Raw genomic sequence first — 22,363 nt, forward strand, 5'->3', positions numbered from 1 at the left:
GCGGTGGAGGGGGCGGGCGGCAATTGCTGCGGCCCGAGGTCGCCGCTGCCGTAAGTTACGTCGCACGATGAGCTTGCCTGAAGTGATGCTTTGGCAGCAGCTACGCGGCGGCAAAGCCGGTGCGAAGTTTCGGCGTCAGCATCCGCTGGGCTCTTATATTGCCGACTTTTATTGTGCTGCCGCCCGGCTGGCGATTGAGATTGACGGCGAAGCGCATGACCGTGCGGGACAGGTCGAACGCGATCAGGGGCGAGATGCCTTTCTGAAAGAGAATGGATATCAGGTGCTGAGAGTGTCTGCTGCGGATGTGATGAAAGCGCCCGAGATGGTGTTGGCTGGGATTGTCGCCAGACTTGAAGAGCTGGTGCGGGTGGGGGGGGCCCTCCACCGCTCCGCGGTTCCCCTCCCCGCAAGCGGGGAGGATTTTCGATGACCGATTTCCTGCTCGAACTCCTCTCCGAGGAAATCCCGGCGCGCATGCAGGAGAAGGCTTCGGCCGATCTCGCGCGCCTGTTTTCCGACGAACTCGCCAAGGCAGGGCTCAGGCCCGACAGCCTCACCAGCTTCGTCACGCCCCGCCGCCTTGCGCTGATCGCGCGCGGGCTGCCGGTCGAGACGGCAGCGGTGTCGGAAGAGACCAAGGGACCGAAGGTCGGCGCGCCGCCACAGGCGCTCGAGGGTTTCCTGCGCAAGACTGGCCTCACCGCCGATCAGCTCGTCGAGCGCGACGGCACGTTGTTCGCCCTGGTCGAGAAGCCCGGCCGCGCGACCGCCGCCGTGCTGGCCGAGGCGATTCCCGCGATCGTCCGCGCCTTCCCTTGGCCTAAGTCGATGCGCTGGGGCGTCGCCTCGCAATCGACCTCGGCGCTGCGCTGGGTCCGCCCTCTTCAGGGCGTGATCGCACTGCTCGGTGACGATGTCGTCCCGTTCGAAATCGACGGAATCGCGAGCGGCGCGGCGACCGTCGGCCATCGCTTCCACCATCCGGGCATCATCACCATCGGCAATGCCGATGACTATGAGGCCAAGTTGCGCGCATGCCATGTCATCGTCGATCACGCCGAACGCCGCGACATTATCCGCGCCCGCGCGACCGAGCTCGCCAGCGAGGCGGGGCTCTCGGTGGTGCCGGACGAAGGGCTGGTCGCGGAGAATGCCGGGCTGACCGAATGGCCGGTGCCGCTGCTCGGCCATTTCGATCCGGCCTTCCTCGAAGTTCCGCGTGAGGTGATCCAGCTCACGCTGCGCACCAACCAGAAATATTTCGTGCTCAACGACGCAGCGGGCAAGCTCGCCCCGGCCTTCATCTGCACCGCGAACATCACCGCGAAGGATGGCGGCGTCGGCATCGTCGCGGGCAACGGCAAGGTGCTCGCGGCGCGGCTGTCGGACGCGAAGTTCTTCTGGGAGCAGGACCTGAAACTTCGGCTGGAGGACTATCTTCCCAAGCTGGAATCGATGCTTTTTTACGAAGGCATGGGCACGCTGCGCGCCAAGGCGGATCGGATTGCCGATCTCGCCGCCTGGATCGCCGAGGCCTATTTTCCCGAACGTGACCCGGAGACCGCGCGCCGTGCAGGCCTGTTGGCGAAGGCGGACCTCGCTACGGCCATGGTGGGCGAGTTTCCCGAACTTCAGGGCATCATGGGCGGCTATTACGCCGAACGGGGCGGCGAGAAGCCCGGTTCGGTCTCGGCGCTCCAGCAGCAATATGTCGGTACGGTCGAAGGTTGCATCCCGGCCTGCGTCGCGCTAGCCGACCGCATCGATACGCTCGTCGCGTTTTTTGCACGTGGCATCAAGCCTACCGGGTCCAAGGACCCGTTCGCGCTTCGCCGAGCGGCGTTGCAGATCATCCAGACTATCCTCGCCAACGGTACCAGGATGAAGCTGTCGGCGACGATCGCACAGGCCAAGAGCGTCCAGGGTAACGACGCGCTGGACAGCGCCGAACTTCTGGATTTCTTCGCCGACCGCCTCAAGGTCCAGCAGCGCGAGGCGGGCGTCCGGCACGACCTGATCGACGCGGTATTCGCGCTGGGCGGAGAGGATGATCTCGTCCGATTGCTCGCACGGGTCAACGCGCTCCAGGCGTTCGTCGAGACCGAGGATGGCGCCAATCTGCTAGCGGGTTACAAGCGCGCCGCCAATATCCTAAGGAAAGAGGGCGGGGTGCCCGCCGACGTTCCCACGCAGCCTGACTACGAGCCCGAACCCGCCGAAGCTGCCCTGAAATCAGCGCTTGAAAGCGCCGAACCGCGCGTGAAGGCGGCGATCGAGGCCGAGGATTTCGCGGCGGCAATGTCGGCGCTCGCTTCGCTACGCGGACCAATCGACGCGTTTTTCGACAAGGTCATCGTCAACGACCCTATCGCCGAGAAAAGAAACGCTCGCCTCGCCCTGCTTGAAAAAATCCGTGTTGCGGCGCACAATGTCGCCGACTTCTCGAAAATAGAAGGCTGATTCGATTGCCGCGCCCCCGATAGAGGGGCGGGTCGTGATAGGGAAAGTGACGGCTTGATGACGACGCAATATGTCTATCGTTTCGGCGGCGGTGTTTCGGATGGCGGCAAGGGCGACCGGAACCTGCTCGGCGGCAAGGGCGCCAATCTCGCGGAGATGGCCTCGATCGGCCTGCCGGTCCCCCCGGGGTTCACCATCTCGACCGAGATGTGCCAGACCTATTATGACGAAGGTCAGGTCTTCCCAGATAGCCTGAAGTCCGAAGTTGCGATGGGCATCGCCCATATCGAGGCGATCACCAACAAGAAGTTCGGCGTCGCGGCTGATCCGCTGCTCGTCTCAGTCCGCTCGGGCGCGCGCGCCTCGATGCCAGGCATGATGGACACCGTCCTCAACCTCGGCCTCAACGACGAGACCGTGGTCGGCCTGGCCACGGTATCGGGCGATCCGCGCTTCGCCTGGGACAGCTATCGCCGCTTCATTCAGATGTATTCGGACGTTGTCCTTGAACTCGATCACAGCGCCTTCGAGGAAGCGCTCGAAATCGCCAAGGAGGACAAGGGCTATAATCTCGATACCGAGATGACCGCCGACGACTGGCAGGGGCTGGTCAAGCGCTACCAGGAACTCGTCGTCGAGATGTGGGACAAGCCTTTCCCGCAGGATGTGCATGAGCAGCTCTGGGGCGCGATCGGCGCGGTGTTCGGATCGTGGCAGTCCGAGCGCGCCAAGGTCTACCGCCGCCTGAACGACATTCCCGCTGCCTGGGGCACCGCCGTCAATGTCCAGGCGATGGTGTTTGGGAACATGGGCGAGACCTCGGCCACTGGCGTCGCCTTCACGCGCGACCCGGCCAAGGGCGACCGCGCTTATTATGGCGAGTTCCTGATCAATGCGCAGGGCGAGGATGTTGTCGCCGGCATCCGCACCCCGCAATATCTGACCAAGACCGCGCGCGAGACCGCCGGGGCCAAGCCGGCGTCGATGGAAGAGGCGCTGCCCGAGGTCTATGGCCAACTCGCCAAGGTGTTCGACCTGCTTGAAACCCATTATCGCGACATGCAGGATATCGAGTTCACGGTGCAGCAGGGCAAGCTCTGGATGCTCCAGACCCGCTCGGGTAAGCGCACCGCGAAGGCCGCGCTCAAGATCGCGGTCGACATGGCCAATGAAGGCCTGATCACCGAGGAAGAGGCTGTCGCCCGTGTCGATCCTTCGGCGCTCGATCAGCTGCTCCATCCGACGCTCGATCCCACCGCGCATCGCGATGTGATCGCCAAGGGCCTGCCCGCCTCGCCGGGCGCGGCCTCGGGCCTTGTCGTGTTCGATGCCGAGACCGCCGCCGAGCGCGCCGAGCTGGGCGATGCGGTGATCCTGGTCCGCACCGAGACCAGTCCCGAAGACATTCACGGCATGCACGCGGCGCGCGGTATCCTGACCGCGCGCGGCGGCATGACCAGCCACGCTGCGGTGGTCGCCCGCGGCATGGGCAGGCCCTGCGTGTCGGGCGTCGGTAATCTGGCGATCGACGTCAAGGCGAAGATATTCCGTGTCGCCGGCCGCGAAGTGCGCGAAGGCGACATCATCACCATCGACGGAGCGACCGGCGAGGTGATGATCGGCGCGGTGCCGACCGTTCAGCCCGAGCTGGCGGGCGATTTCGGGATATTGATGGAGTGGGCCGACAAGGTCCGCCGCCTCAAGGTCCGCGCCAATGCGGAGACCCCGCTCGACTGCAAGACCGCGCGCATCTTCGGCGCCGAGGGTGTCGGTCTGTGTCGCACGGAGCATATGTTCTTCGATGCGAACCGCATCACCGCGGTGCGCCAGATGATCCTGGCCGAGGACGAGAAGGGCCGACGCGTCGCGCTGGAAAAGCTGCTTCCCGAGCAGCGCGCCGACTTCACCGAGATTTTCGAGATCATGGCTGGCCTGCCGGTCACGATCCGTCTGCTCGATCCGCCGCTCCACGAATTCCTGCCCCATGAGGAGGAGGAATTCGCCGAGGTGGCGGCAGCGACCGGCATCGGCGTCGAGGCGCTGCGCCGCCGCGCCGCCGAACTGCACGAGTTCAATCCGATGCTCGGCCATCGCGGCTGCCGCCTCGGCGTCACCTATCCCGAAATCTACGAGATGCAGGCGCGCGCGATCTTCGAGGCGGCGTGCGACGTCGCCGAGAAGTCGGGCAACGCTCCGATCCCCGAGGTGATGGTGCCGCTGGTAGCGACCCGCCGCGAACTCGAACTGATGAAGGCGGTGATCGACAAGGCGGCCCAGGCCGTTTTCGCCGAGAAGGGCCGGACGCTCGACTATCTGGTCGGCACCATGATCGAACTGCCGCGCGCCGCGCTCAAGGCAGGCGAGATCGCCGAGGTCGGCGAGTTCTTCTCCTTCGGCACCAACGACCTGACCCAAACCACATTGGGCGTCAGCCGCGACGATGCCGGTCGCTTCCTGACGACCTATGTCGACAAGGGCATCTACGCCAAGGACCCGTTCGTCAGTCTCGATATCGAAGGGGTCGGGGAATTGGTCCAACTGGCGGTCGAGCGCGGACGCAAGACCCGTCCCGACATCAAGCTCGGCATCTGCGGCGAGCATGGCGGTGACCCTGCGTCGATCGCCTTCTGTGAAGCGACCGGGCTCGATTATGTCTCGGCCTCGCCCTATCGCGTGCCGATTGCCCGCCTCGCGGCGGCGCAGGCCGCATTGAAGGCGAAGAACGGCTGAACACGGCGTCAGCCCCGCGGAATCCGGGATCTCGCTACCTTGGTCCGGCGGAAGCCGGCAAGGTGGCATGAGATTCCCGCTTTCGCTGGAATGACGAAAAGGGGGCGTTAGGGTGGGGCGGCCATGACCTCCCCCCGACCCGCCGACCCTTCCCGCCGCATCCGATCGATCGATGCGCTGCGCGGCGTTGCGCTGTGCGGCATCTTGCTGATCAACATCTTCGACATGGGCGGGCCGATCGCGATGGACCGGCCGTTGACCTTGCCCACGTCCGGCGATCCCGATTGGCAGGTCTGGACCGTTACGCAGATATTCATCGCCGGAACGATGCGCGGACTGTTCTCGATGCTGTTCGGGATCGGTCTGTTGATCTTCATCGGCGATGGGCGCGCGCGCGCCGGCCTGTATCTGCGCCGGTTGGTCCTGCTGCTCCTGTTCGGTGTCATCGACAGTACGCTGCTGCTCTGGCCGGGGGACATATTGGTCATCTACGCGCTGGCCGGCGTTGCAGTGCTGATCCTTCATCGCCTCAAGCCTGCACAACTCGCGTCGGCGGCGGTGGTGATCCTGCTGTTGTTGTCGGCCTGGGCCGCCCACGAGGCCTGGGGCCTATCCCCCGGGGATACGGTTTATTCGCCGGAGATGATGGCGCGCGAGGGCGCGGCGCGGCTCGGAACCTACTGGCAGAGCCTGGATTATATGACGCGTGTCAGCCGGACGTGGACGCTGAATGTCGTCAGCTTCCGCTGGATCGGCGACGCCGCAGCCTTCATGCTGATCGGCATGCTGCTCTATCGGAAGGGCGTGTTCGACGCATCCTTCGACCTGGCCGCGCTGAGAAGCATGCTGCGCTACGGCTATACGATCGGATTGGGCTTTCGCCTCCTTCACACCGGGCTGATCCTGGCCAATGATGGCGCGCCGACGCCCCTGAGCGCCCTGATTGACCAACCGGGGAGGTTGGCGATGACGCTCGGCCATGTCGGCCTGTTCCTGCTGCTGTGGCGGCAGGGGGCATGGCCATGGGTGATGGCGCGGCTGGCCACGATGGGGCGGATGGCGCTGACCCTGTATCTCGGCCAGAGTCTGATCGCCGCATGGGTATTTTCCGGGTTCGGCCTAGGTCTGTGGGATCGCCTGTCTTGGCCGCAGCTTTGGCTGCTTGCGGCTGCGATACTGGTCGTCCAGGCGGCATTTTCGGCCTTCTGGTTTCACGCTTTCCGCTTCGGCCCCGCCGAATGGCTGTGGCGCTGGGGGACGTACGGGAAAAGGCCCTGACGCTATGCGCCGCTCCGGCAGTGGCCGGGCCTTCGCAATACTATTCGATCGGTCGCTGCAAGGCCCTATACCGGCCCCGGCCTATGCCGGGTCGACCGGTGTCACGGATTAGGCGAACATCCTGGCGTGATCGTCGAATTTGCCCTTGCGCAGCATCTCGGCCTGTTCGCGCCAGCGCTCGTCCTCGATGGTGCCGGGCGCAATACCCAAACGGCCTTCGAGCGCCGCTTCCTCGGTCGATGACAGGGCGATGATCTCGGCATAGCGATGGATGCCAAGTTCGTTGAGCTTGATTTCGCCGCCGCGGCCGACGCCGAAGATCAACGCCAGGTCATCGCGCTGGCCGGAGGCGGCGGCAGCGATAGACCCCGCCGTGTCGCCATAGCTCAGCGGGCGGTTCTTCTCGAGTTGAGCGATGCGATCATTGGCAGCCGCGGCGCGGGCGATATGGCCGTCGCGCTCCTGCTCGAGCGCGATCCGCCGGTCGCGTTCGCCTTCCAGTTCCGCCAGCTTCGCCGTCAGGCGATCACGTTCGGTATCGCCGGCAATCCGCGCCGCGCGTTCCTGTTCATAACCCTTGCGCCATTTTCGGCCGCCGGACAGCGTAAACAATCCGAGGAACCAGCCGAGAATAAGGACCAGCGCGAGGATGACCCACTGGTTGGTGGTGAAATCCGGCATGAGAGCCTCCCAATATGATGGAAGGTTAAACCGTTACGGGGGCCAGACGTTCCCCCGCGGCGGTTCAGCTCATGACGTTATCCTTGATCGAGCAGGCCGCCGGCCCGAGGATCACGATGAAGAGCACGGGCAGGATGAACAGGATCAGCGGCACGGTCATGATCGCGGGCAGGCGCGCGGCCTTTTCTTCGGCGCGCATCATGCGTTCGTGGCGAAATTCCGCCGAGAGCACGCGCAGCGCGGCGGCGAGCGGGGTGCCGTATTTCTCCGTCTGGACCATCGTCGTGACGACGCCGCGGATCGAGTCGAGATTGACGCGCTGCGCCAGATTTTCGAAGGCCTGACGACGATCGGTGAGGAAGCCAAGCTCGATAGCGGTGAGGGCGAACTCGTCGCCCAGTTCGGGATAGGCCTTGGCAAGCTCGCGCGAGACACGGTTGAACGCCATGTCCACCGACAAGCCGGCCTCGGCGCAGATCACCAGCAGGTCGAGCGCGTCAGGTAACGCCTTGCGGATTGCGTGCTGCCGCTTGGTGATCAGGTTCTTAACATAAACGTCGGGGGCCTTGTAACTCGCCAGCAACGACACGGCGACGATCATATATTTCTTGAGGGCGCCCGCATCGGGAAACCAGTTCAGCAGATAGACACCGATTGCGGCGGTGCCGCCGATCATGATCGGCGCCACCAGCCGAAAGAAGATCACGGTGATCGCCGCGTCCTTGGTGCGGATGCCGGCGCGCGACAGGTTGAGCGAAGCGGTCTTGAGTTGCGAATCCTGGAGCATCTTCATGCTGCCGAGGAACACCTTCATCCGGGTGATCGAGACGCTAGCCTTCTTCTCCATCTTCGCGCGGCGGCGCGTCTTGGAGGCGGCGACGCCGGCCTTGAGCTGCTCGCGACGATCGTTCAGCGCGCGCACCCGCCGCGCCATCGGGTCGCGTGCGACCGACTTCACGATGCTATGGCCGACGATCAGGATGATGATCGCGGTGGTCAGCGCGATGCCGATCGACAGCAGCGTGCTGAAGAACTGAGGGGTGACTGCGTGTTCCATCGCCTCAGATCTCGAAGTTGATCATCTGGCGCATGATGTAGGCGCCGATGGACATCCAGACCATGCCACCCATGCCCGCGATGATGAGCCGCTGGTCGGTGAAGAAGCTGGCCATATAGGTCGGGCTGATGAAGCTGATCAGCCCGAAGACGATGAAGGGCAGCGCGCCGATGATATAGGCAGACGCCTTGGATTCGGACGACATCGCCGAAATCTTGAGCTTCATCTGCATGCGCTTGCGCAACACTTCGGACAGGTTGGACAGGGTCTCGGCGAGATTGCCGCCGGTCTCCCGCTGGATCGCAAGGGTGATGACGAAGAACTGGAACTCGGCCGTGCCCAGCCGGTCGGCAGTTTCCTGCAAAGCCGCCTCCAGCGTGCGTCCGATCCTCATGCGGTCCGACACCGCCTGGAACTCGCTGCCTACCGGACCTTCGATCTCGGATGCGATCGCGCCCATCGTCTCAGCGACGGGGAGCCCGGCGCGCAGGCCCCGAACCAGAAGCTCGATCGCATCGGGAAAGCGCATCACGAATTGCGCGATACGGCGCTTGCCAAGGAAGTTGAGGAGCATCGGCGGCAGCGCGAGACCCGCAGCCACGCCGAAGATCAGCGCCATCCACATCGGCAGGCCGACGAGCGTGAATCCGATGAAGGGCACCGCCGCAGCGATACCCGATCCGATGAAGTAATTCTGGACCGACCATTTCTTGCCGGCTGCCTCCACCTTGCGGCTGATATCGGCCGGATCGGGCAGGACTCGGGTGAGAAGCGTCTTTTCCTTGCGGACCGTCGCCGCGCGGCTGGCCAGCAGCTTGCGGACCTGCTCGTTGACGACCGGCTCGCCGCTGACATTGTGCCGGCCGCGCACGGCGGTAAGCCGCTTCGCGAAGGCGCGCTGCGCCGGCGGCCGGGCGAGCACGAAGAAGAACATGGTCATGACCACCGCCATGACCAGCATGAACATCGCGGTCAGCATGAGGCTATGACCACCGGTGCGATCACTTCTTCGCGATTTTCGACTTGGGTGCGAAGATCGCGCTCAGTTCGTCGAGCAGAGAATTTTTCTTCTTCTCGCCGGCATGCGGATCGTCATTGACCAGCGAGAGCAGTTTTTCGGACAGCTGCGCCAGGCCTTGGCCGAGCTTCGAGCTCTTGCCCGCTTCGGCGACCGGCTTGCCCAGCTTGGCGGCGTTGACCGCCTGCTTATGGTCGTAGGGCAGCATGAAATCGATCTCGCGTTCGATCGAGTTCTCGAAATCCTTGCGGCTGATCTCGGTCAGGCTGGGATGCACCCGGTTTGCAACGACCAGCACGCCAGCCTGCGGCGCGTTGTTCTTCAGCCAGGCGAGGATGCGGATCGTATCGCGGGTCGCGGCGAGGGTCAGATCGACCACCAGCACCACCGACTGGACGTCGTGGAACAGGTGGGGATGCTGGACCATCATGCCGCGCGGCACATCGACGACGGTGCACTCGAAGGCGCCCTTCATCTCGTCCTGCAGCTGAAAATAGGCGCCGCCATCGGTGAGGATCGGGTTATTGATCGGGGCCTCGGCCGACAGCACCGATAGCTTGTCGTTGGCCTTGACCAGCGCACGTTCCAGAAACAGGCCGTCGATACGGGCCGGATTGTCGATCGCGTCGGTCAGGCCGCGGCCGGGCTCGAGGTCGAGCGACAACGCGCCGGTGCCGAAATGGACGTCGAGGTCGAGCAGGGCAGTCGTATGGCCGCCATTCTCACCCATCAGCCAGGCGATCGAGGAAGCGACGGTCGACGCGCCGACGCCGCCACGCACGCCGATGACGGCGGTCATCAGGTGGATCGCATCCTCGACCGTCATGCCGTAGCGCGGACCCATCAGCATCATCTGTGCCTGGGCGAGCGAATCGCGGATCTGGTCGGCGGTGAAGGGCTTGAGCAGATAATCCTGGATGCCGCTGTTGAGCAGCTCGCGATACAGGCGGACATCATTGGTATTGCCCGCCGCGATCACGATCGTGCCCGGCTCGCACACTTCGGCGAGCGAGTTGACGTCGCTCAGCGGGTCGGGGGAATCGGCGAGGTCGACGAACAGGATCGTCGGGCTGGCGGAAACCGACAGCGACTGTACCGCGCCGCGCAGGCCGCCCTTGTTGACCGATTCGGGCGCCCAGCCGAGCTCGAACACCAGCGGCTTCAGCAGTTCCGAACTGCTGTCGTCGCAGACATAGGCCGCGAAGGGGTTTCGGGTCTGGGCCTTGGGATTGAAGGGGGCGTTCATCAATTGCCTCCCTTGGTGGCTTCGAGCTTCAGGCCGGCCTTCGACGTCGGGTCGGCATTGCGCCACACCTTGATCGCCTTGGCGGCGGTATCTGCGTTTGGAGGGCCAGCCTCACGGCCGCGCACCAAATCCTCGGGATTTGCCACCATGGCCGCGAGGGTCGAGTTGATCGCACAACCATAGTTGGACGAGGCCGCTGCGGTGAAATTGGGCTGCGAAGCCTGACTGTAATCAGGGCAGCCGGAGACGGTCGCGGTGGAACGGCTGACGACGATCCGGGCATAGCCGGGGGCGATCGCACCCTCGGTCACCGGAGCGCCAGGGCTGACGAACAGGCCATAGTCACCGACGATTGCCGCGATATCCCGGTTGGAACCGGTGCCGCTGGCACTTCCATCAATGCTGATACGATCGCCATAGGCCAGACCTATCGCATCGAACCATTGATGGACGCGCGTGCCCTCGGCGGGATCGAGGCCGTTGCCGGGAACGTCGAAGACATAGTCGCTACGCTGGACGACCGGCTGATGAACGGAATCTACGCCGCGGTTGAACCGGTCGGCATGCGCTGCGCCGAACGGCAGAGCGATCGCAACCAAAGCGAGAAGGATGGGGCGGGTCATTGAGCTCTCCATCATGCGATCAGTTCAGCGAGAAGCCGGCGTCGGGAACCGGCGCCTTGGACTTGGAGGGGGCGGCGGACGACGCCCGGCCGGTTGGAGTGATCGTCTTCGGCGGCCCCGGGACCGGCCCCGGGGTCGGCTCGCCCGATCTGCCCATGAAAGTCTGGCCTGCGATGATCCGCTCGCCATCGGTAGCCCCGCGCAGGCCGGTGGTCGGCAGCGCAATCTGGTTCGACGACACCGGCTTCACCAGATAGGGAGTAACAACGATCATCAGCTCGGTCTCGTTGCGCTTGAAGCCGTTCGAACGGAAGAGCGCGCCGAGCACTGGCAGGTCGCCAAGAAAGGGAGCCTTGTCGACCGTGCTGTTCTGCCCGTTCGTCATCAACCCGCCGATCATGAACGCTTGGCCGGAGCCCAGCTCGACCGTGGTTTCGGCGCGGCGCGTGGTGATACCCGGAACGGTGAAGCCGTTGAGACGCACCGAGCCGGCGTCCGTCAGCTGCGACACTTCCGGCCGTACGCGGATCGAGATGCGACCGTCGCCCAGCACCGTCGGAGTAAATGACAGGCTGACGCCATATTGCTTGAACTCGACGGAGACCGAGCCGAAGCCCTGCGACAACGGGATCGGGATTTCGCCGCCGGCCAGGAAGCTGGCGGTCTCGCCCGACATCGCGGTCAGATTCGGCTGCGCGAGCGTCGAGACGAGGCCGTCGGCTTCGGCCAGATCGATCGCCGCGGCGAGATCCATGCCCAGGAATTTGCCCATCAGGCCGATCGAGGTACCCGAACCGGCGCCCTTGCCGAGAGTCTTGAGGTCGTAGAGCGTGCCCGGGCCGGTCACAAACTGGCCGGTCATCGTGTTGAACGGCAGTGAGAGCGAACCGGTCGGAAGATTGTACAGCGACGATGCGTCGACCATCGGAAAGGTGTTGGGCAGATTGCCGATCGTGCCGAAATTGCGGCCCTGGGCGATACCGAACAGAAAGCCTCCGGTGGTGTCGCGGTTGAGCAGGTTGACGCCGATCGTCTTGGCAAACTCGCGGCTGACCTCGGCGATCTTGACGTGCAGGCTGACCTGCAGCGGCACCGCTGACTTGATCCGGTTGACGACCTGCGTTTCCTTGCCGACGAACTGTTCGACCAGCTTCTGCGCTTCTTCGATGTCGCTCGGCGCCGCGGCCGTTCCGGTCAGCAGAACGATGCCGTTCATCGTGGTCGCGGTGATCGCGGCCTCGGGCATGGCGAGCTTGAGCATCGTATCGACACTGGTAATGTTCGTGCCGACGCGGACGATCGAGGACCAGACGGTGTTGCCACTCTTGTCTGTGGCATAGACCGCGGTCTCGCCCGCACCCTTGCCGAAGACATAGAGCTGGTTCGACGAGCGGACCTGAACATCGGCAATCTTGTCGTCAGCGACGAACAAGTCGGTCATCGCGGCGGGCAGGGTGATCAGCTGGCCTTCGCCGATCGACAGCGTGGTCGTCACGCTCGGCTTGCCGGCCGACGCGGTGCGCACGCCCTTGACGGTGCGGGTGGCTGCGGCAGCCGAGGCGATCGGCGCGAACGCGACCGCTCCGCTGAGCGCGCCGAGCAGCGCCTGTTTCGCAAAGTTACGCATACTTACTTGGCTCCGGCCGGAGAAACGGTGGTGGTGCCGCCGCGCGAGACCCGGACAACCGGGCCGCTCGGCGCGCTGGAGCCGGGCGCTGCGGGCGCATCGGCGCCGGGCTTGGCGGGGACGCTCGATCGCTGATAGCGCGAGACGTCTGCGCCTACGGTGTAGGTGGTATTGGTGCCGATCGGGCGCGAGGCGATCTCGAGCAGCATCTGCCGCTCCGCCTTCGGATCGCTGTCGGCGGGGAGCTTGACCTCGCCATTGGCGATCCGCTCCTCAAGTTCGGCGCGGTCGTCGGCGATCGAGCGGAGCGCGAGCGACAGTTGCCCAATCGTTTGCGCAACCGCGATCTTCTCGGCGATCTTCGGCGTCGCTTCCAGGGTGACGTTCGACGTGTTGGCGACGACGGTCTTGCCTTCCTCGTCGACGGTCTTGTCGGTGCGCTGGTCGGCGGCGAGGACGCGGATGTTGCGGATGATCGTCTCGGCGGCCTTCAGTGCGGGGCCATCGCCGCCACCGGGCACTTCCTGCGTCAGCATCAGGTCGACGCGGTCGCCGGGGAAGACGAAGCCGGCGACGCCCGACTGGGCCGATACCGAGATAGTGACGGCGCGCATGCCCGGGCCGAGCGCCGCCGCCAGAAAGCCGCGGTCGCCGGGCTTGACGAGCGAGCCCTGCGTGACCGGCGCGCCGGCGGTGATCGCATAGCGTACAACCGCGCCGTTGAGCGTGGCGAGATCGGCCTCGCCCTTCACATAATAGGTCTTGCCGACGAGTTCTGCGGGCCAGCGCTGATAGCGGAAGCTTTCGGGGCCGATGATCGTGCCGACGGGCAGTGGCCGGATCGCAACGGCGACCTCTGGACCGGTCGGCTGTGGCGCGGCCGCGACCGGGGCGGCCTCCGCCTCGCTCTTGCCACCCAAAAAGCCGCGCACGACGACTGCCGATATGCCCGCCATCACGAGGGCCATGATCAACAGCAGCAACTTCCTCGCATCCATCGTTTCAGACCCACCTTGGCCCGGTCAGGGGCTTACAAAAACGCAAAGGCCCGCACGGACCCTTGCCACCCCTATGCAACAGACGTGGTTAACAAGCCGTTTGCGATGACCCACAGCCCGCCGATCGCGATCGCGACGCCATAAGGCACTTCGGGCCGCGCGGCGTTTGGCCGCCAACGCGCGCGGATCAGCAGGAAGGCTGTGATCACGCCCCCGGCCAGCGCCATCACCGTCAGCATGATCATTAGCGCATTGAATGGCAGCCAAAGCGCCAGCGCCGCGATCATCTTCACGTCGCCGCCGCCCATCATCTTGAGCATGAACAACAGGGCGAAGATGACGAAAAGGCCCAGTGCGACGGCTATTCTGAGCGCGACATCCGGCCACAGGCTCTCGCCCGCCACATACCAGAAGCCGATCGCGAGCAGGGCGATTGTCGCGTTCAGCTCGTTCGATATGGTCCGCGTCTTGATGTCGGTCCACGCCGCCATGAGCAGCAGCACCGCCAGCATGATGCCGAAAATGTCAGGAAGTTGAACGTTCATGGTTAAGCAGGCTAGACGGCACGCCTTACCAAAACCTAAACGCAGACCATGAACGGAACGATCATCTCGGCCGATATCGCAATCGTCGGCGCGGGGATGGCGGGGGCCAGCCTCGCTGCGGAGATCGGCGATGCGGCGCGGGTCGTCCTGATCGAAGGCGAGGACCAGCCCGGATATCACAGCACCGGACGATCGGCTGCCTTCTGGCAGGAAACCTATGGCGGTCCGGCGGTGCAACCGCTCACCAGCGCGTCACGCACCTATCTCGCCGATAACGGCTTTCTGTCGGCTCGCGGCGCCGTCCATGTGGGCGCGGGCGTGGAGGGCGTGGCGGCGATCGACGCGATACTGCACGCTTATGGCGCGGCGGTGCAGCTTCGGCGGCTCGACCCGGCCGAATTGTCGGCGCGGGTACCGGGCCTGCGGCCGGGCGTGACGGAGGGGCTCGCGGAACCGAGTTGCCGCGATATCGATGTCGCGGGTCTGCATGCCCATTATCTCAGCCGGGCGAAGCGCGCCGGCGCAATCTTGCTGACCGACGCGCGCGTTGAGGCGATCCACCGTGAGGGCGATCTGTGGCGGCTCGACACGCGCGCCGGGCAGGTAAATGCCCCGCTGATCGTCAACGCCGCGGGGGCTTGGGCCGGCGGCATCGCGGCTCTGGCTGGCGCACAGCCGATCGATATTCAGCCCTATCGCCGCACGGTGATCCAGCTCGAGGTCGATCCGCCCGCCACCGCAAGTTTGCCTCTGGTCATGGACGCTGCCGAGACCTTCTATTTCAAGCCCGAAGCAGGGGGACGCATCTGGTTGTCGCCACATGACGAGACGCTGACCCCGCCGTGCGACGCCGCGCCGGAAGAACTCGACATCGCGGTTGCGATCGATCGCTTCGAAAAGACCGTCGACTGGCGCGTGGTGCGCCGCGAACGGGCCTGGGCGGGGCTGCGCAGCTTCGCGCCCGATCGCGTGCCGGTCTACGGCTTCGATCGCCGCGCACCCGGTTTCTTCTGGTTTGCGGGGCAGGGCGGCTTCGGCATCCAGACGGCGCCTGCTGCGGCGATGATCGCTTCCGCGCTCCTTCTCGGGCGCCCGTTGCCTGCCGCGGTCGGACATATCGATCCGGCTGTCTATGATCCGTGCAGGTTCGGACAGTCATGATCAGGCGTCGGAGCGGCGTTGCGGTTCGTTAGAAGAAAGTCCTGGATCTAGAAGACAATCAGCCGGTCTTCGTCGGAAGCAGCGAGCAGCCCGACCGGCCCCTGCGCTTCGATGCGAAAGTCGAGCTCAGCTAGATCGATTGCGGCAAGCGCCAGGCCGCTCTGGCACACGCTGATCGCCACGCCTAGCGACAGTGCTTCATCGAATATCTGCGCCAGTGTCGGCAGGCCGGCCTTCGCGCGTGCCGCGTCGCCCGGTGCTTCGGGTGACCGTGCGAGCAATGAAACCGCGCCTTCATGGAGATGCAGCTTCACCGATCTACCAGCCGCCGCGCCTGCCGCCGCATAGGTCAGCGCGGCGTGGAGCCGGTCGCCGTCGGCTGTCGCGACGAGCAGGGTCAGCCCGCGCATCGGCAGCCCGGGTCCTTGGGCACGCTAATCGTGCGGAATCGGAAGACGAGCGCATCGACCAGCAGCAGCTTGCCCGCAGGATCGTCACCATAGCCGGTAAGCGCGCGGATCGCCTCCATCGCGCCGAGACTGCCCATCACCCCGGTGAGCGCCCCGAGCACGCCCTGGTCGGCGCAGCTGACGTCCGACCGATCTGGATCGTCCCCCACGAGGCAGCGATAGCAAGGCTTGTCCGCCTGCCATCCGCGCCAGACGCCAAGCTGTCCGTCGAACTGGCCCACCGCCGCCGAAACCAGCGGGATGCGCAGCCGGGTCGCGGCGTCGGATATGGCGAGACGCGTGCCGAAATTATCGCAACCGTCGAGGATCAGGTCCGCACCGTCGAGCAACGCGTCGGCAGTATCGGCGTCGATCCGCACCGTGACGGGCTCGACGGCCACATCGGGGTTCATCGCCGCGACCCGCTCGGCGGCGACCTCGGCTTTGGGCCGGCCGATATCGGCGGTGCCGAACAGGGTCTGGCGCTGGAGATTGGAAAGGTCGACGATATCGTCGTCGATCACCCGCAGCCGGCCCACGCCCGCGGCCGCGAGATACTGGATCGCCGGAGAGCCGATCCCGCCCGCGCCTATCAGCACGACCGTTGCGTCTAGCAAGGCCCGTTGACCCGCGCCGCCGATCTCCTTCAGGATGATGTGGCGGGCGTAGCGGTCGAGTTGGCGGTCGGTCAGGGACATGGACGTTGCTTACCTTACCCCATCATTCGCGCAAAAGCCCGAATCCATGGGCAGTGGTGCGTTCAGGGTTCCAGCGGTCCGTGACCGTGGATTTCCGCTTTCGCGGGAATGGCGAAGAGGGCGACTAACGCCCCGTTGATCCAAACCCGCCCGCCCCACGCGCGGTCTCGTCCAGCTCGTCGACCTCGGCGAAGGCCGCGCGCTGAACGGCGGCGGGTACGAGCTGCGCGATGCGCTCGCCGCGCTTCACATCGAACGGGTCGCTGCCGAGATTGGCGAGGATCACCTTCACCTCACCGCGATAATCGGCATCGATCGTGCCCGGCGTGTTGAGACAGGTAATGCCGTTCTTCAGCGCGAGGCCCGAGCGAGGACGGACCTGAACCTCATAGCCTTCGGGTATCGCGATTGCGAAGCCGGTCGCGACCGCATGGCGCGCGCCGGGGGCGAGGGTCACGTCTTCCGCCGCGACGATGTCGAGCCCGGCGGCATGGGCGGTGGCATAAGCGGGAAGCGGCAGGCCGGCACCATGATCTAGGCGCTTCATTCGTATCGAAATCTCAGGAGAAGGCATCGGTGATCCTTGCGGCAAGGCGGTGGGCAACCTGGGCCTTGGGGAGATTCTCCCAGCTTTCGACCCCGTCGCGGGTGACGAGATGGACGCTGTTGCTGTCGCCGCCCATCACGTCTCCGGAAACATCATTGGCGACGATCCAGTCGGCGTCCTTGCGGATGCGCTTGGCGACGGCATGGTCGACGACCTGCTCGGTCTCGGCGGCGAAGCCGATCAGCAAGCGGGGGCGGCGCGGGTTGGCCGCGAGCCCGGCGAGGATGTCGGGGTTCTCGGCGAGCGCCAGCGTGGGTGGCGTGCCGGAACCGTCTTTCTTGATCTTCTGCCCAGCGGACATATCAGCCCGCCAGTCGGCCACGGCGGCGACCATCACCGCGACATCGGCAGGCAGCGCCGCCTCGACCGCCGCCGCCATCTCGCGCGCGCTTTCGACATCGATGCGGTGCACGCCGGCCGGGGTGGCAAGGCTTACCGGCCCCGATACCAGCGTTACCCGCGCACCCAGCGCCGCCAGCGCTTCGGCGATCGCATAGCCCTGTTTGCCCGACGATCGATTGGCGATGTAGCGCACCGGATCGATCGGCTCATGCGTAGGCCCCGCCGTCACCAGCACATGCCGACCGGCGAGCGCGCCGCCTTTGATACCCGCGGCAGGCGCGACGCGGGGCGCTTCGAGGAGCTTTTCCATTTCGCCCCAGATGAACGGCGGCTCGGGCAACCGGCCCGGGCCGAACTCGCCGCACGCCATCGCGCCATCGTCGGGATCGAGGACCGTGACGCTATCGGCGCGCAATCGCGCGACGTTGCGCTGGGTCGCGGCGTGAAGCCACATCCGGACGTTCATCGCGGGCACCGCGAGCACCGGCTTGTCGGTAGCGAGCAGCAGGGTGGTGGCGAGATCGTCGGCAATCCCGGCGGCCATCTTCGCCATCAGGTCGGCAGTGGCGGGACAGACGACGACCAGATCGGCCTCACGGCTCAGCTGGATATGGCCCATCTCGGTCTCGTTCTTGAGGTCCCACAGGCTGGTGTGGACCTCCTGCTCGCTCAGCGCGGCGAGGCTCATCGGCGTGACGAAATGCTGCGCCCCCTCGGTCAGCACGCACCGCACGCTGCCGCCACCCTTGCGGATCAGCCGAACCAGCTCGCACGCCTTATAGGCGGCGATGCCGCCGCCGATGATGAGCAGGATGCGAGGGGCGATCATCTGCTTAGCTTAGAAGCAGCGCCGCTGCGACGCCAGCGGTCCCCGCAAGCAGCGCGACCACCGCATAGCGCCAGCCCGTGTTGATCCGGATCACCTGCACTTCGCGGAGCGGCGGGGGCGGGGGGGCGCCGCCGGGGGCGGGGAATTGCGCTTCGATCCGGCGGATCAGATCGGGCAGGCCGGCAAGCGTCTTCACATCGTCGACGATGCGGTCGGCAAGCCAGGCTTCGGGGCCGAGCTCCGAGCGGATCCACTCCTGCACGAAGGGCCCCGACGTTTCCCACATGTTGAGATCGGGATCGAGCGCGGTCGCGACGCCCTCCACCATCACCATCGTTTTCTGGAGGAGCAGCAGGTGCGGCTGGGTCTGCATGTCGAAATCGCGGGTTATCGCGAACAGGCCGTCAAGCATCTGTCCAATCGAGATGTCCTTGGCGGCGAGACCGCGGATCGGTTCGCCGACGGCACGCAGCGCCGTGGTGAACTCACCGACATTGTGATGCGGGGGAACATAGCCCGCCTCGAAATGGATCTCGGCAACACGCTTGTAATTGCCGGTGATCAGCCCGTGGAGGATTTCGGCGAGCCAGACGCGCGCGCGCCGGTCGATCCGGCCCATGATGCCGAAGTCGATCGCCGCGATCCGGCCGTCGGGCAGCGCGAACAGATTGCCCTGGTGGAGATCGGCATGGAAGAAGCCGTCGGCGATGGCCTGGCGCAGGAAGGCCTGGACGAGCAGCGCGCCGAGCGCTTTGCCGTCATGGCCCGCCTGGAGCAGCCCGGCGCGGTCGGCCAGCTTGACGCCGTCGATCCACTCCATTGTCATCACGCGGCGCGCGGTGCGGTTCCAGTCGATCTGGGGCACGACGAAGCCCGGCACCGCAGCCATATTCTCCGCCAGTTCGGACGCCGAAGCGGCTTCCCGGCGCAGGTCGAGTTCGCGCGCGGTCCACTGGCGGAAGGTGGCGATGACGAGCCGGGGCCGCAGCCGCGCGACTTCGCCGCCCATCGTCTCGGCGTGCGCGGCGGCCCATTCATAGGTCTCGATCGCGCGCGCGAATTCGTCCTCGATACCGGGGCGCAACACCTTGACAGCGACGGTGCGCCCTTCAGTCGTCACGGCGCGATGGACCTGCGCGATCGACGCCGCGCCGATCGCGACTTCCTCGAAGGATGAGAACATCGCTTCGAGCGGTTTGCCGAGACTCTGCTCGATCGCGGCACGAATCGCCGGGAAGGGAGCGGGGGGCACCGCGTCCTGCAGCCGGAACAGCTCGGCCGCGGCCTGCTCGCCGACCAGATCGGGACGGGTGGCCAGCGCCTGGCCAAGCTTGATCGCGGCGGGGCCGATCGCCTCGAAGGCTTCGGCATAGGCCGGCTGTTTCGGAACACGTGCACCAAAGCGGGCGAGCCTGACGAGCCGGCGCACCTGCGGCGGGGTCAGCGGATCGCGCTCGATCCCCCGTAGCGCGCCGTGACGCGCCAGCGTGCGGCCCCAGCGCAGCAGCCGCCAGACATGGGTGACGCTGCTGGTCAAATCTTCCAGCCGCTATGGATCGCGACAAGGCCGCCGAGCATCGGCTCGACCCGCGTCTGGACGAAGCCCGCCGCCGCGATCTCGGCCTTGAACGCGTCCATCGTCGGGAAGCGGCGGATCGACTCGATCAGATAGCGATAGCTCTCCTCGTCGCCGGCCAGCAGCTTGCCGAGCTTGGGGACAAGCTTGTGCGAATAGACGTCATAGGCCTCCTTGAAGCCGGGCCACAGCGTCGTCGAGAATTCGAGGCAGAAGAAGCGGCCGCCACGCTTCAGCACGCGATGCGCCTCCGCCAGCGCCTGCGCGCGATGGGTGACGTTGCGGATGCCGAAGGCGATCGTATAGGCATCGAAGCTTTTCGCGTCGAAGCTCAGCGTTTCGGCATTCTGCACCGACCAGTCGAGCCCGTCGATCCGCTTCTTGGCCGCGCGCTCCTTGCCGACTTCGAGCATCGCCGGGTTGATGTCCGACACGATCACCTTCGCGCCGGATTTGGCGAGGCGGAAGGCGATGTCGCCGGTGCCGCCAGCCACGTCGAGGATGGTTTCCCCGGCGCGCGGCTTCACCAGACGCACGAAGCGATCCTTCCACAGCCGATGCAGCCCGCCCGACATCGCGTCGTTCATCAGATCGTAGCGGCTCGCCACGCTGCGGAAGACCTCGCCGACCCTGGCGGTCTTCTCGTCGGGGGAGACCTCGGTGTAGCCGAAGGAAACTGTTTCGCTCATGGGGGACGCTCTAGCGTCAGCTTGTTCGGGCCGCAAACCATGTCTCACCCCCAATATCGTCATTCCGGCGAAAGCTGTGATCTCTCCGCCTCGTTCGACGAAGGGAAATGAGATCCGGCTTTCGCTGGGAACGGCTGTGAGCTAGGTCCGAACCCATGCCCGAGCTTCCCGAAGTCGAAACCACCGTTCGTGGCCTGGAGCCTGCGCTAAAGGGCCATCGCCTGACGCGGGTCGAGACGCGGCGCGCCGATCTGCGGCGCCCCTTTCCCGCCGATCTGCGCCAGCGGATGACCGGGGCGACCGTCACAGGACTGGGCCGCCGCGCCAAATATGGGCTGATCGAGACCGACCGTGACGATGTCATGATCTTCCACCTCGGCATGTCGGGGCGATGGCGGGTCGACCCGTCGGAAGTCGGCACGCATGACCATCTGATTCTCGAGACCGATGAAGGGCGGGTGCTGGCGCTGTGCGATCCGCGCCGGTTCGGATCGGTCGACCTGGTTCGCAAGGACGAACTGGACGACTTCCCGGCCTTCAAGGCTCTGGGCCCGGAGCCGCTGGGCGACGGCCTTTCGGGCGGGTACCTTGCCCAGGCGCTCGACGGGCGCTCCGCGCCGATCAAGGCGATGCTGCTCGACCAGCGGATCGTCGCCGGGCTCGGTAACATATATGTATGCGAGGCGCTGCACATGACCGGGATCGCGCCGACCACTCCGGCGGGCAGGATCGCACGCAAGACGCTCGACCGGCTGGTCGATTCGATTCGCGAGGTTCTGGCGGCTGCGATCGAGGCGGGCGGCTCGTCCTTGCGCGACTATGCCCGTCCGGACGGCGAGCTGGGCTATTTCGCCAAGCAGTGGCGGGTCTATGGCCGTGAGGGCGAATCCTGCCATTGCGGCGCCACCGTCGCGCGGCGGGTCGATGGCGGCCGATCGACCTTTTACTGCCCGAAGTGCCAGAAATAGGGGCTTTCGGAGGTTGACCCGACAGCCAAGTCTATGTATTGGCCCGGCCTTCCCGACGTGGACTAAGTGTCACGCCGTTTTTAGTCATTATTAGCTAGGGTTTGAACGAGCATGGCGAATACGCCCCAAGCAAAGAAGCGCATCCGTCGCAACGACCGCCGCGCCGAGATCAACGGCGCCCGGGTCAGCCGGATCCGTACCTTTGTGAAGAAGGTCGAGTCCGCGCTCGCCACCGGCGATAAGACCGCAGCCACGGCCGCGCTCGCCGCTGCCCAGCCCGAGATGTTCCGTGGCGTGTCGAAGGGCATCGTTCACAAGAACACCGCTTCGCGCAAGTTTTCGCGCCTGACCAAGCGCATCGCCGCCCTCGGCTGATCGCTTCAGGCTTGCAGGTTACAAGAGCCCGCCGGCAGCAATGCCGGCGGGCTCTTGTCATATATGGGTCATTAAAACGTAACCCTCGGAATTAGTTTGATTCGTTGTAAGCGACCTTCTTAAGATACTGTAAAATAACGATAAAAATAATTTGATCGGGAGAGGCCCGGCTTACCGCCTGTCAAGCCATATTGCGGGGCAGTTACAAAATAGATGCTCTTGATCCGCGTCGCGGCTTCTTCATAGAGTGGCTTCAACGGCTGGTGCGCGATTCTGTCGAAACCGGCCTCAGTTTGATTTCATGAATGGGGTCCGGAGGTCTGTCCTTCGGAAAGGGGAGGGCGTTGCCCTTCAGCTCTGGCAATTGCGGGGGAGCGGCCATGTGGCCGTTCGGGAAGGAAGC

At 65.2% G+C, this 22,363-nt stretch carries 21 protein-coding genes; 7 read left to right on the forward strand and 14 right to left on the reverse strand.

All coding sequences use genetic code 11. The features are described from left to right. From WP12_RS19450 to WP12_RS19465, 4 genes are all read left to right on the forward strand, one after another. Window positions 1-433, forward strand: a 433-nt coding sequence (locus WP12_RS19450) for an endonuclease domain-containing protein (RefSeq protein ID WP_327196237.1), incomplete at its 5' end; no start/stop codon positions are given. After that, a complete protein-coding gene (gene glyS, locus WP12_RS19455) occupies window positions 430-2,463 on the forward strand; it encodes a glycine--tRNA ligase subunit beta (protein WP_046195348.1) in 2,034 nt (677 codons plus the stop codon). The genes WP12_RS19450 and glyS, both read left to right, overlap by 4 nt. 57 nt (window positions 2,464-2,520) lie before the next feature. Continuing rightward, a complete protein-coding gene (gene ppdK, locus WP12_RS19460) occupies window positions 2,521-5,193 on the forward strand; it encodes a pyruvate, phosphate dikinase (protein ID WP_046195349.1) in 2,673 nt (890 codons plus the stop codon). Between the two features lie 123 nt (window positions 5,194-5,316). Further along, entirely contained in the window at window positions 5,317-6,471 is a 1,155-nt protein-coding gene (locus WP12_RS19465) for a DUF418 domain-containing protein (protein WP_046195350.1), read from the forward strand. A 108-nt stretch (window positions 6,472-6,579) separates the two neighbouring features. On the opposite strand, the gene WP12_RS19470 is transcribed toward WP12_RS19465, so the two are convergent. From WP12_RS19470 to WP12_RS19505, 8 genes are all read right to left on the reverse strand, one after another. Then, window positions 6,580-7,152 carry a hypothetical protein gene (locus tag WP12_RS19470; RefSeq protein WP_046195351.1) on the reverse strand — a complete coding sequence of 191 codons (573 nt, stop codon included), beginning with the start codon at window positions 7,150-7,152 and terminating at the stop codon, window positions 6,580-6,582. Window positions 7,153-7,216: 64 nt separating this feature from the next. After that, window positions 7,217-8,209: a type II secretion system F family protein gene (locus WP12_RS19475; RefSeq protein WP_046195352.1), complete on the reverse strand. Its 993-nt coding sequence runs from the start codon at window positions 8,207-8,209 to the stop codon at window positions 7,217-7,219. A 4-nt stretch (window positions 8,210-8,213) separates the two neighbouring features. Beyond that, window positions 8,214-9,188 (reverse strand): type II secretion system F family protein, encoded by a 975-nt coding sequence (locus tag WP12_RS19480; protein ID WP_046195353.1) that lies wholly within the window; start codon window positions 9,186-9,188, stop codon window positions 8,214-8,216. A 22-nt stretch (window positions 9,189-9,210) separates the two neighbouring features. After that, complete coding sequence (locus WP12_RS19485) at window positions 9,211-10,473, reverse strand: pilus assembly protein CpaE (protein WP_046195354.1); 1,263 nt, start codon at window positions 10,471-10,473, stop codon at window positions 9,211-9,213. After that, entirely contained in the window at window positions 10,473-11,096 is a 624-nt protein-coding gene (locus WP12_RS19490) for a CpaD family pilus assembly protein (protein ID WP_152664088.1), read from the reverse strand. The genes WP12_RS19485 and WP12_RS19490 overlap by 1 nt, the downstream gene beginning before the upstream one ends. A 19-nt stretch (window positions 11,097-11,115) precedes the next feature. Continuing rightward, window positions 11,116-12,723 carry a type II and III secretion system protein family protein gene (locus WP12_RS19495; RefSeq protein ID WP_046195356.1) on the reverse strand — a complete coding sequence of 536 codons (1,608 nt, stop codon included), beginning with the start codon at window positions 12,721-12,723 and terminating at the stop codon, window positions 11,116-11,118. A gap of 2 nt (window positions 12,724-12,725) precedes the next feature. Continuing rightward, window positions 12,726-13,721 carry a Flp pilus assembly protein CpaB gene (gene cpaB, locus WP12_RS19500; RefSeq protein WP_046195357.1) on the reverse strand — a complete coding sequence of 332 codons (996 nt, stop codon included), beginning with the start codon at window positions 13,719-13,721 and terminating at the stop codon, window positions 12,726-12,728. A 71-nt stretch (window positions 13,722-13,792) separates the two neighbouring features. Then, the gene (locus tag WP12_RS19505; protein WP_046195358.1) at window positions 13,793-14,266 is read right to left on the reverse strand and encodes an A24 family peptidase; all 474 of its coding nucleotides are present in this window, start codon (window positions 14,264-14,266) and stop codon (window positions 13,793-13,795) included. Between the two features lie 48 nt (window positions 14,267-14,314). On the opposite strand from WP12_RS19505, the gene WP12_RS19510 reads away from it, so the two are divergent. Next, a complete protein-coding gene (locus WP12_RS19510; RefSeq protein WP_046195359.1) occupies window positions 14,315-15,427 on the forward strand; it encodes an NAD(P)/FAD-dependent oxidoreductase in 1,113 nt (370 codons plus the stop codon). 47 nt (window positions 15,428-15,474) lie between these two features. Here the strand turns inward: WP12_RS19510 and WP12_RS19515 are convergent, their stop codons facing one another. The 6 genes from WP12_RS19515 to WP12_RS19540 form a co-directional block, all read right to left on the reverse strand. Continuing rightward, window positions 15,475-15,837 carry a hypothetical protein gene (locus tag WP12_RS19515; RefSeq protein WP_046195360.1) on the reverse strand — a complete coding sequence of 121 codons (363 nt, stop codon included), beginning with the start codon at window positions 15,835-15,837 and terminating at the stop codon, window positions 15,475-15,477. After that, on the reverse strand, window positions 15,825-16,574 hold the full coding sequence (locus WP12_RS19520; protein WP_046195361.1) for a HesA/MoeB/ThiF family protein: 750 nt from the start codon (window positions 16,572-16,574) through the stop codon (window positions 15,825-15,827). Before WP12_RS19520 ends, WP12_RS19515 begins: the two co-directional genes overlap by 13 nt. Window positions 16,575-16,698: 124 nt before the next feature. Further along, on the reverse strand, window positions 16,699-17,148 hold the full coding sequence (gene dut, locus WP12_RS19525) for a dUTP diphosphatase (protein ID WP_046195362.1): 450 nt from the start codon (window positions 17,146-17,148) through the stop codon (window positions 16,699-16,701). Further along, the gene (coaBC, locus tag WP12_RS19530; RefSeq protein WP_046195363.1) at window positions 17,135-18,352 is read right to left on the reverse strand and encodes a bifunctional phosphopantothenoylcysteine decarboxylase/phosphopantothenate--cysteine ligase CoaBC; all 1,218 of its coding nucleotides are present in this window, start codon (window positions 18,350-18,352) and stop codon (window positions 17,135-17,137) included. The genes dut and coaBC overlap by 14 nt, the downstream gene beginning before the upstream one ends. A 4-nt stretch (window positions 18,353-18,356) precedes the next feature. Further along, window positions 18,357-19,889, reverse strand: coding sequence for a 2-polyprenylphenol 6-hydroxylase (gene ubiB, locus WP12_RS19535; protein WP_046195364.1), 1,533 nt, complete (start codon window positions 19,887-19,889; stop codon window positions 18,357-18,359). Next, the gene (locus tag WP12_RS19540) at window positions 19,886-20,617 is read right to left on the reverse strand and encodes a class I SAM-dependent methyltransferase (RefSeq protein WP_046195365.1); all 732 of its coding nucleotides are present in this window, start codon (window positions 20,615-20,617) and stop codon (window positions 19,886-19,888) included. The genes ubiB and WP12_RS19540 overlap by 4 nt, the downstream gene beginning before the upstream one ends. 155 nt (window positions 20,618-20,772) lie before the next feature. Here WP12_RS19540 and mutM point away from each other — a divergent pair, with 155 nt between their 5' ends. Together mutM and rpsT are read left to right on the forward strand one after the other, a co-directional pair. Further along, the gene (gene mutM / locus WP12_RS19545; protein WP_046195366.1) at window positions 20,773-21,585 is read left to right on the forward strand and encodes a bifunctional DNA-formamidopyrimidine glycosylase/DNA-(apurinic or apyrimidinic site) lyase; all 813 of its coding nucleotides are present in this window, start codon (window positions 20,773-20,775) and stop codon (window positions 21,583-21,585) included. Window positions 21,586-21,696: 111 nt separating this feature from the next. Further along, window positions 21,697-21,960, forward strand: a complete 264-nt coding sequence (rpsT, locus tag WP12_RS19550) for a 30S ribosomal protein S20 (RefSeq protein WP_046195367.1) — start codon at window positions 21,697-21,699, stop codon at window positions 21,958-21,960. Window positions 21,961-22,363: the final 403 nt, after the last annotated feature.

Source organism: Sphingomonas sp. SRS2, from assembly GCF_000971055.1.
Lineage (GTDB): Bacteria > Pseudomonadota > Alphaproteobacteria > Sphingomonadales > Sphingomonadaceae > Rhizorhabdus.